Source organism: Prevotella sp. P4-119, from assembly GCF_002251345.1.
Lineage (GTDB): Bacteria > Bacteroidota > Bacteroidia > Bacteroidales > Bacteroidaceae > Prevotella.
The window spans coordinates 1-275 of record NZ_NPJB01000041.1 but is presented as its reverse complement, the minus strand read 5'-3'; the positions used below and the strand labels follow the sequence as shown (position 1 = coordinate 275).

Annotated in this window: 1 protein-coding gene; it reads right to left on the bottom strand. The window is 47.3% G+C overall.

Annotated features, from left to right (window positions below; genetic code table 11):
- The coding region (locus CIK89_RS04545) for a transposase (protein ID WP_144007351.1) at nt 1-275 on the bottom strand (275 nt) is incomplete at both ends.

The following is a 275-nucleotide window of genomic DNA, read 5'->3' as shown; positions in this document are numbered from 1 at the left end:
AGGTGCCGCGCACCAGTTCCTTCATCATGCACTCGGCTATCCACTGTGCATCTTTCACGTCGCTCTTGTGACCGGGAAGCTGCTTGATGAAATAGGGGTTGATAAGTTTCAGCTTGAAATGAGGTTCCTGTATGCGCCATACAGGAACCCAATAGACACTTGTGCTTTCCATACCAACCTCCTGCACGTGATACGTGAGCATCAAATCACGCATTTCCTCAAGCTGATTTGTTAAAACACCATACTTTTTCTCAAAAATCTCACCCGTGCTGCTC